Below are 9,945 nucleotides of genomic sequence, written 5' to 3' on the forward strand. Positions count from 1 at the left end.
CGCACACGCCGCGTCGAACGCCTCCGCGAACACCGGGTACCGCTCGGCCAACTCCCGGCCCATACCCACCCGCTGGGAACCCTGCCCCGGGAAGAAGAGGACCGTCCGCGCCGATCCCGAGCCGGTCACCACGCCGGAGGTCAACTCCCCTCCCGCCAGCGCCCGCAGGCCCGTGAGCGCCTCCTCGGAGGACCCCGCCACCACGACCGCGCGCTCGGACAGCAGCGCCCGCTGCGCCAGCAGCGCGGCGGCGACACCCGGCGTCCCTGCCCCGGCTGTCTCGACGAAAGCGGCCAGCCGCTCGGCCTGACCGGCCAGCGAACCCGCGCTCTTCGCCGACAGCACCAGCGGCACCACACCCTCGGGGGCGGCCTCGACCGCGACCTGCTCCTCCTCCGGGACCTGCTCCAGGATCAGGTGCGCGTTCGTCCCGCTCAGCCCGAACGAGGAGACGCCCACCCGGCGCGGCCGGCCGGTCTCCGGCCACTCCCGCGCCTCGGTCAGCAGCTCCACCGCACCGACCGACCAGTCCACCTGCGAGGACGGCGCGTCCACGTGCAGCGTGGGCGGCAGCACGCCGTGCCGCAGCGCCTGCACCATCTTGATCACACCGGCCACGCCCGAAGCCGCCTGCGTGTGGCCGATGTTGGACTTCAGCGAGCCCAGCCAGAGCGGACGCTCCGGGTCGCGGCCACGGCCGTAGGTGGCCAGCAACGCCTGCGCCTCGATCGGGTCACCGAGCACCGTGCCCGTGCCGTGGCCCTCGACCGCGTCGATGTCCGACGGGGCGAGCCCGGCCGCCGTCAGGGCCTTGCGGATCACCCGCTGCTGTGAGGGGCCGTTCGGCGCGGTCAGCCCGTTGGACGCACCGTCCTGGTTCACGGCCGACCCGCGCACCACCGCCAGGACGCGGTGGCCGTTGCGCCGTGCCTCGGAGAGCCGCTCCAGCACCACCACACCCGCGCCCTCGGCCCAGCCCGTGCCGTCCGCCGCGTCCGCGTAGGACTTGCACCGGCCGTCGGAGGCCAGGCCCCGCTGGCGCGAGAACTGCACGAACGCACCGGGGCCGGTCATGACGGCCGCGCCGCTGGCGAGGGCCAGCGAGCACTCACCCGACCGCAGCGCCTGCGCGGCCAGGTGCATCGCCACCAGCGAGGAGGAGCACGCGGTGTCCACGGTGACCGCCGGGCCCTCGAAGCCGAACACGTAGGACACCCGGCCGGAGGCCACACTGCTGCCGGCGCCGGTCGTGACGAAGCCCTCCAGCTCGGCGGGCACATCGCTGCCCGAGCCGTACCCGGCGCCCATCAGGCCGGAGAACACCCCGACGTCGGTGCCCTTCAGCGTCGCCGGGTCGATACCGGCCCGCTCCAGCGCCTCCCACGAGGTCTCCAGCAGCAACCGCTGCTGCGGGTCCATCGCCAGCGCCTCACGCGGCGAGATCCCGAAGAAGGCCCCGTCGAACAGCCCGGCCTCGTGCAGGAAGCCGCCCTGGTCCACGTAGGAGGTACCGGCCTTGTCCGGGTCGGAGTCGAACAGACCGTCCAGGTCCCAGCCGCGATCGGACGGGAACCCGGACATGGCGTCCCGGCCCTCGCTGACCAGCCGCCACAGGTCCTCCGGGCTCGCCACGCCGCCGGGCAGCCGGCAGGCCATCCCGACGATCGCGATCGGCTCGCCCGGGTCGGCCACCGCCGCCGTCGGCGGGACCACCAGCGCCGAGGCTCCGGTCCCCGTCGTCTCACCGAACTCGCTGTGCAGGTGGCGGGCGAGCGCCAGCGGGGTGGGGTGGTCGAACACGACCGTCGCGGGCAGCTTCAGACCGGTCGCCTCGCGCAGCCGGTTGCGCAGCTCCACCGAGGTCAGCGAGTCGAAACCGGAGTCCCGGAAGGCCGTGTCGGTCTTCACGCCCTCCGGCCCCGCGTGCCCGAGCACGGTCGCCGCGTGCGTGCGGACCAGCTCCAGCAGCAGCGCCTCCTGCTCGGCCGCCGCCAGCCCGGCCAGCCGACCGGCCAGCCCGCCGGTGGCGTCGCTCGCCGCGGCCGACCGCGCGGTCTGCCGGCCCACCCGGATCAGCCCCCGCAGCAGGGACGGCACCTCACGGCCTGCCGCCGCGTCGGCGCGCATCGACCGCAGGTCGAGCTTGATCGGGACGAGCAGCGCCTCGTCGGTGCGCAGCGCCGCGTCGAAGAGGTCCAGCCCTTCGTCCGACCCCAGCGAGCGGCTTCGGCTGCGGCCCGCCCGGGCCTCCTCGGCCGTGTCGAGGTGGGCGGTCATCGCGGTGGCCTGCTCCCAGAGGCCCCAGGCCAGCGATGCGGCGGGCAGGCCGTCGGCGCGACGGCGGTGGGCGACCGCGTCCAGATAGGCGTTGGCCGCCGCGTAGTTGCCCTGACCGGCCGAACCGAAGACCCCGGCGGCCGACGAGAACAGCACGAACGACCGCAGCTCCGGCGCCAGTTCACGCGTCAGCTCGTCCAGATGCCGCACCGCGGTCACCTTCGGACCGAACACGTACGCCAGGCGCTCCGCCGTCAACGCGCCGAACACACCGTCGTCCAGCACACCCGCCGTGTGCACCACACCGGTCAACGGGTGCTCGGCCGGCACCGCGGCCAACAGCGCCGCCACCGACGCCCGGTCGGCCACGTCACACGCGGTGACCGTCACCGCCGCACCCAGCCCGGCCAGCTCCGCCGCCAACTCCGCTGCGCCCTCGGCATCCGGACCGCGCCGGCTGACCAGCAACAGATGCCGGACACCGTGCCCGGCCACCAGTCGCCGCGCCAGCAGGCCACCGAGGGTGCCGGTGCCGCCGGTGACCAGGACCGTGCCCTCGGGGTCGAAGGCCACACCGTCCCCGCCCGCGTCGGTGGCCCGGACCAGACGCGGGGCGAACAGCGTCGTCCCGCGCACGGCGACCTGCGGCTCACCGGTGGCCAGCACAGCGGCGAGGACCGGTTCGACGTCCGTACCGGGGGCCGCGTCGGTGTCCAGCAGCACGATCCGGTCCGGGTTCTCCGCCTGCGCGACCCGGATCAGACCCCAGACCGCGGCACCCGCCGGGTCGGTCACCGCACCGTCGCCACCGGCGGGCACCGCGCCCCGGGTGACCACGACCAGCTGCGCCGCGTCCAGGCCCCGGGTGGAGAGCCAGGCCTGCACGATCTCCAGCACCCGGCCGGTCAGCGCCAGCGCGTCGCCCCCGACCGCGTCCAGGACGACGACGGGCGGCACGCCCGAGCCGTTGGTCAGCATGGCCACGTGGTCCGGGGAGGCCACCGGCACCCACGCCGGGGGCAGTTCCAGGCCCGGGGCGGCGGAGCCGGGGAGCTCCGTCCAGTCCACCCGGAACAGGGCGTCCCGGCCCTCCTCGGCACCGGCCCCGCCCAACTGGTCGGCGGACACCGCGCGCGAGACCAGCGAGCGGAGCGTCAGGACGGGCCCGCCGGTCTCGTCGGCGGCCTCCAGGGCGAGGGTCTGCGCATCGGACTGCACCAGGCGCACCCGCAGGGCCGAGGCACCGGCCGCGTGCAGGTGCAGCCCGTTCCAGCCGAACGGCAGGTGCACCTCGGTCTCGTCGCCCGACCGGTTCTCGCCCGTCGGGTCCCCGAGCGCCACGTCCAGCATGACGGGGTGCAGGGCGGCGTCGAGCAGCGCGGGGTGAATGCCGAACCGGGCGGCGCCGTCCCGCTGGTCCTCGGGCAGGGCGACCTCGGCGAAGAGCTCCTCGCCGCGCCGCCAGACCGCCCGCACGCCCTGGAAGGTCGGTCCGTAGCCGTAGCCCGCCTGGGCCAGCAGGTCGTAGCCGCCGGTGACGCCCAGCTGCCGGGCGCCGGTGGGCGGCCAGACGGTGAAGTCGAACGCCGGGCCGCCGGCGTCCGACGTCGCCGTCAGGGTGCCGGTGGCGTGGCGGGTCCAGGTGTCGCCGCCGGTGTCGCCGGCCGCGTCCTCGCGGACGGAGTAGATGCCGACGCTGCGGGCGCCGCTCTCGTCGGGGCCGCCGACGGTGACCTGGACCCGGACGCCGCCCTGCTCGGGCAGCACCAGCGGGGCCTCGATCACCAGCTCGTCCAGCGTGCCGCAGCCGACCTCGTCGCCGGCCCGCACGGCCAGCTCCACCAGACCGGTACCGGGCACCAGCACGGCGCCGCCGACGGCGTGGTCGGCCAGCCAGGGGTGGGTGTGCAGGGAGAGCCGGGAGGTGCAGAGCACGCCGCCCGTCTCGGGGACCTCCACCACCGCGCCGATCAGCGGGTGGTCGACGGTGGCCTGGCCGAGCGAGGCCGCATCCGTGGCCGGGGCGGTCTGCAGCCAGTAGTGCTGCTGGTCGAAGGCGTACGTCGGCAGGTCCAGCTGGGCGGTGGCGGTCTCGACGGGCAGGACGCCGGTCCAATCCAGGGCGACGCCGCGCACGAAGAGTTCGGCCATCGAGGTCAGCAGCCGGCGCGGCCCGCCCTCGTCGCGCCGCAGCGTCCCGGTGACCAGGGCCTCGGCCGCGGCCTCGTCGACGATCTCGTTGACCGGCTGAACGAGCACCGGGTGCGCGCTGGCCTCCACGAACACCGTGTGTCCCTCGCCGAGGAGTTCGGCGACGGCCGGGCCGAAGCGGACCTGGCTCCGCAGGTTGCGGTACCAGTACCCGCCGTCCAGCACTCCGGCCTCACGCACCCACTCGCTTGTCACGGTGGAGTAGAACGGCACCAGCGGCGCCTGACTGCGGATGTCCGCGAAGGCCTCCGCCAACGTGCCCTCGATCGCCTCGACATGACGGGTGTGGGACGCGTAGTCCACCGCCACCCGACGCACCCGCACATCCTCGGCCGCCAGCACCTCCAGCGCCTCGTCCAGGGCCTCGGCGTCACCGGCGACCACGACGGACGTCGGACCGTTGACGGCCGCCACCTCGACGCGGTCCGCCCAACGCTCCAACCGGGCCAGGGCCTCCGCCTCGGAGAGCGCCACCGAGGCCATCCCGCCACGCCCCGCGAGGCTGCCGGCGATCACCCGGCTGCGCACCGCAACGATCCGCGCCGCGTCCTCCAGGGAGAGCGCACCGGCCACGCAGGCCGCCGCGATCTCGCCCTGCGAGTGACCGACCACCGCATCCGGCACCACACCCACCGACGCCCACACGGCCGCCAGCCCCACCATCACCGCGAAACTCGCCGGTTGGAGCACGTCGACGCGCTCCAACAGCTCCGCCGGGGCCTCGCCGCGCAGCACCTCCTCCAACGACCAGTCCACCCACGGGTCCAGCGCCGCCGCACAGGCCGCCACCCGCTCGGCGAACACCGGCGAGGAGTCCAGCAGTTCACGACCCATCCCGGCCCACTGCGAACCCTGGCCCGGGAACACCAGCACCGTCCGGCCCGGGCTCGACACGCTGCCCGTCACCAGCCCCGGCGCCGACTCGCCCCGCGCCAACGCACCCAGCCCCGCCAGCGCCTCGGACCGCGAACCGGCCACCACCACCGCACGCTCGGCGAGCACCGCACGCCGCGTCGCCAGGACGCCGGCCACCGCCACCGGCGACACCGGCTCGGACGCCTCGACGAAGGCGGCCAGCCGCTCGGCCTGACCGGCCAGCGAACCGGCCGAGGCCGCCGACACCACCAGCGGCACCACGCCGTCGGGGGCGGCCTCGACCGCGACCGGCTCCTCCTCGGGCGCCTGCTCCAGGATCAGGTGCGCGTTCGTCCCGCTCAGCCCGAACGAGGAGACGCCCACCCGGCGCGGCCGGCCGGTCTCCGGCCACGCCCGCGCCTCGGTCAGCAGCTCCACCGCACCGACCGACCAGTCCACCTGCGGCGTCGGCTCCTCGACGTGCAGGGTGGGCGGCAGCACGCCGTGCCGCAGCGCCTCCACCATCTTGATCACGCCCGCGACGCCCGCCGCGGCCTGCGTGTGGCCGACGTTGGACTTGACCGAGCCGAGCCAGAGCGGGAGATCGGCCGGGCGGCCGCGGCCGTAGGTGGCCAGCAGCGCCTGCGCCTCGATCGGGTCGCCCAGCGAGGTGCCCGTCCCGTGCGCCTCCACCGCATCGACCTCGGTGGTGGACAGGCCCGCGTTGGCCAGCGCCCGGCGGATCACCCGCTGCTGCGAGGGGCCGTTCGGCGCGGTCAGCCCGTTGGAGGCACCGTCCTGGTTCACCGCGCTGCCGCGCAGCACGGCGAGCACGCGGTGGCCGTTGCGCCGTGCCTCGGAGAGCCGCTCCAGCACCACGACGCCCGCGCCCTCGCCCCACCCGGTGCCGTCCGCCGTCGAGGAGAACGCCTTGCACCGGCCGTCGGGGGCCAGCGCCTTCTGCCGCGAGAACTCCACGAAGGTGTGCGGCGTCGCCATGATCGTCGCCCCGCCGGCCAGCGCCAGCGAGCACTCCCCCGACCGCAGCGCCTGGGCCGCCAGGTGCATCGCGACCAGCGAGGAGGAGCACGCCGTGTCCACGGTGACCGCCGGACCCTCGAACCCGAACACGTACGACACCCGGCCCGAGGCCACGCTCATCGCGGAGCCGGTGGCGGTGAACCCGCTCAGCTCGGGCGGGATGACGCCGCCGATCCCGTAGCCCTGGGTCATCACACCGGAGAACACCCCGACGTCCCGCCCCTTCAGCGAGACCGGGTCGACCCCGGCCCGCTCCAGCGCCTCCCAGGACATCTCCAGCAGCAGCCGCTGCTGCGGGTCCATCGCCAGCGCCTCACGCGGCGAGATCCCGAAGAACCCGGCGTCGAAGAGCCCCGCGTCGTGCAGGAAGCCGCCCTGGTCGACGTAGGAGGTGCCGATGTTCTCCTGGTCCTCGTCGTAGAGGCCGCCCACGTCCCAGCCGCGGTCCACCGGGAAGCCGGACACCGCGTCGCGGCCCTCGCTGACCAGCCGCCAGAGGTCCTCCGGGGTGACCACGCCGCCGGGAAGCCGGCAGGCCATGCCGACGATCGCGATCGGCTCGTCGAGGTCGGCCGCGACCACCGTCGGGACGGCGGCGGCAGCGGCGGTGTCGCCGAGCTCCTCGCGCAGGAAGCGGGCGAGCGCCACCGGGGTGGGGTAGTCGTAGACGACGGTCGTGGGCAGGTTCAGCCCGGTCGACTCGCGGAGCCGGTTGCGCAGTTGGACGGAGGTGAGCGAATCGAAGCCGGCGTCCTTGAACGCCTTCTCCGCCTTGACGTTCGCCGCCCCGGCGTGCCCGAGCACGGTCGCCACATGGGTGCGGACCAGCTCCAGCAGCAGGGTCTCCTGCTCCGCGGCCGCCAGCCCGGCGAGCCGGTCGGCCAGCCCGGAGGCGGTCCGGGCGGCCCGCCGGCCGACGGGCACCAGGCTCCGCAGCAGCGGCAGGACTCCGCGCCCCGTCGCGGCCTCGGCGCGGACGGCCCGCAGGTCCAGCTTGATCGGCACGGTCACGGCCCGGCCGGTGCGCAGGGCCGCGTCGAAGAGGTCCAGGCCCTCCGCCGGGGCGATGGCCAGGAAGCCGCCCCGGTTCACCCGGGTCTGGTCGGCCTCGGTGAGGTGCGCGGCCATGCCGCCGGCCTGCTCCCAGAGGCCCCAGGCCAGCGATGCGGCGGGCAGGCCGTCGGCGCGACGGCGGTGGGCGACCGCGTCCAGATAGGCGTTGGCCGCCGCGTAGTTGCCCTGACCGGCCGAACCGAAGACCCCGGCGGCCGACGAGAACACCACGAACGACCGCAGCTCCGGCGCCAGTTCACGCGTCAACTCGTCCAGATGCCGCACCGCGGTCACCTTCGGACCGAACACGTACGCCAACCGCTCCGCCGTCAACGCACCGAACACACCGTCGTCCAGCACACCGGCCGTGTGCACCACGCCGGTCAACGGGTGCTCGGCCGGCACCGCGGCCAACAGCGCCGCCACCGACGCCCGGTCGGCCACGTCACACGCGGTGACCGTCACGGAGGCCCCGAGTCCGGCCAGCTCCGCCGCCAACTCCGCTGCGCCCTCGGCGTCCGGACCGCGCCGGCTGACCAGCAGCAGATGCCGGACACCGTGCCCGGTCACCAGGTGCCGGGCCAGCAGCGCACCCAGCGAGCCGGTGCCGCCGGTGATCAGGACCGTGCCCTCGGGATCGAAGGCCACGCCGTCCCCGCCCGTGTCGGTCGCCCGGACCAGACGCGGGGCGGACAACGTCGTCCCGCGCACGGCGACCTGCGGCTCACCGGTGGCCAGCACGGCGCCGAGGACGGAGTCGACGGCTGTGTCGACGTCGGTGTCCAGCAGCACGATCCGGTCCGGGTTCTCCGCCTGCGCGACCCGGATCAAGCCCCAGACGGCGGCAGCCGCCGGGTCCGTCACCGCGCCGTCGCCACCGGCGGCCACGGCGCCCCGGGTGTGCACCACGAGGCGGGAGCCTTCGAGGTCCGGCGCGGCCAGCCAGGCCTGCGCGGCCTCCAGCACCCGTCCGGTCAGCGCCAGTGCGTCGTCCCCGACCGCCTCCAGGACGACGACGGACGGCGCCGGCGCGCCACTGGTCAGCCCGGCCACCTCGGCCGCGCCGGACAGTGCGGTCCATTCGACGGCGGCCGGAGCGGCGGCCGAGGGCAGCTCGGTCCACTCCACCCGGAACAGCGCATCGCTGCCCGTCGCCCCCGCCGCAGCGGCCAACTGCTCGACGGCGACCGGGCGGAGCGTCACCGAGTCCGCCGCCAGCACGGCGGCACCGGTCTCGTCGGCGGCCGCGAACGACAGCGTGCCGGCGCCGAGCCGCGCCAGTCTGACCCGCAGCGCCGCCGCGCCCGTGGCGTGCAGCACGAGGCCGTTCCAGCGCAGCGGCTGCCACGTCCGGTCGCCGTCGGCCGCCACGGTGTCCCGCAGGCCCGGGTGCAGGGCGGCGTCGAGCAGCGCGGGGTGGATGCCGAAGCGGTCGGCCTCCTCGTGCTGGTCCTCGGGCAGGGCGATCTCGGCGAAGAGCTCCTCGCCGCGCCGCCAGAGTGCCCGCAGGCCCTGGAAGGCGGGGCCGTAGGCGTAGCCGTGGGCGACCAGGTCGGGGTAGAGGTCCCCGATGTCGGCCGGCTGCGCGCCGGCGGGGGGCCAGGCCGTGAAGTCGAACGCCGGTTCGGGGGCGCCGAGCGCGGTCGGCGCCAGGGTGCCGGTGGCGTGCCGGGTCCACGCGTCCGTGGCGTCCTCGCGGGCCGAGTACACCTCCACCGTGCGGGCGCCGTTCGCATCGGGGCCGCCGACCGCGACCTGGACCCGGACACCGCCCTGCTCGGGCACCACCAGCGGCGCCTCGATGACCAGTTCGCCGAGTGTGCCGCAGCCGACCTCGTCGCCGGCCCGTACCGCCAGCTCCACCAGACCGGTACCGGGGACCAGGACCACTCCCCCGACGGCGTGGTCGGCCAGCCAGGCATGCGTCCGCAGGGAGAGCCGGGAGGTGAACACCAGCCCGTCGGACTGCGGGAGTTGGACGACCGCACCCAGCAGCGGGTGACCGGCACCGGTCAGGCCCAGCGCCGCCGCGTCCGTCACGGTGGCCGTCATCCGGAGCCAGTAGTGCTCGTGGTCGAAGGCGTAGGTGGGCAGCTCCACGCGCGCGGCTCCGGCGCCGACGGGCAGGGTCTTCACCCAGTCCACCTCGACACCCCGGACGAAGAGTTCGCCCACCGAGGCCAGCAGCGTGTGCGCCTCAGGGCGACCGTCACGCAGGGCGGCCACCGACACCGCACGGCCGTCCAGCGTCTCGTCCACCACGCCACTGAGCGCGGCACCCGGGCCCAGCTCGACGAAGACCGCGTCACCGGGTTCGGCCGCCGCGGCGATGCCCTCGGCGAACCGGACCGGACGGCGGACGTGGTCCACCCAGTAGGCGGGATCGGCCAGTTGACCCGGTTCGGCCGGGCGTCCGGTGACGTTCGAAATGACCGGGAACCGCGCCTCGCCCCAGGAGACCTCGGAGAGCACGCCGGCGAACTCCGCCAGCATCGGCTCCATCAACGC

At 75.4% G+C, this 9,945-nt stretch carries 1 protein-coding gene; it reads right to left on the minus strand.

The annotated features are described in order from the left end of the window. On the minus strand, positions 1 to 9,930 hold a 9,930-nt coding region (locus ACWDRR_RS43620), incomplete at its 3' end, for an SDR family NAD(P)-dependent oxidoreductase (RefSeq protein WP_449777907.1). Positions 9,931 to 9,945: the final 15 nt, after the last annotated feature.

The sequence above is a fragment of the Kitasatospora sp. NPDC003701 genome, assembly GCF_053587085.1.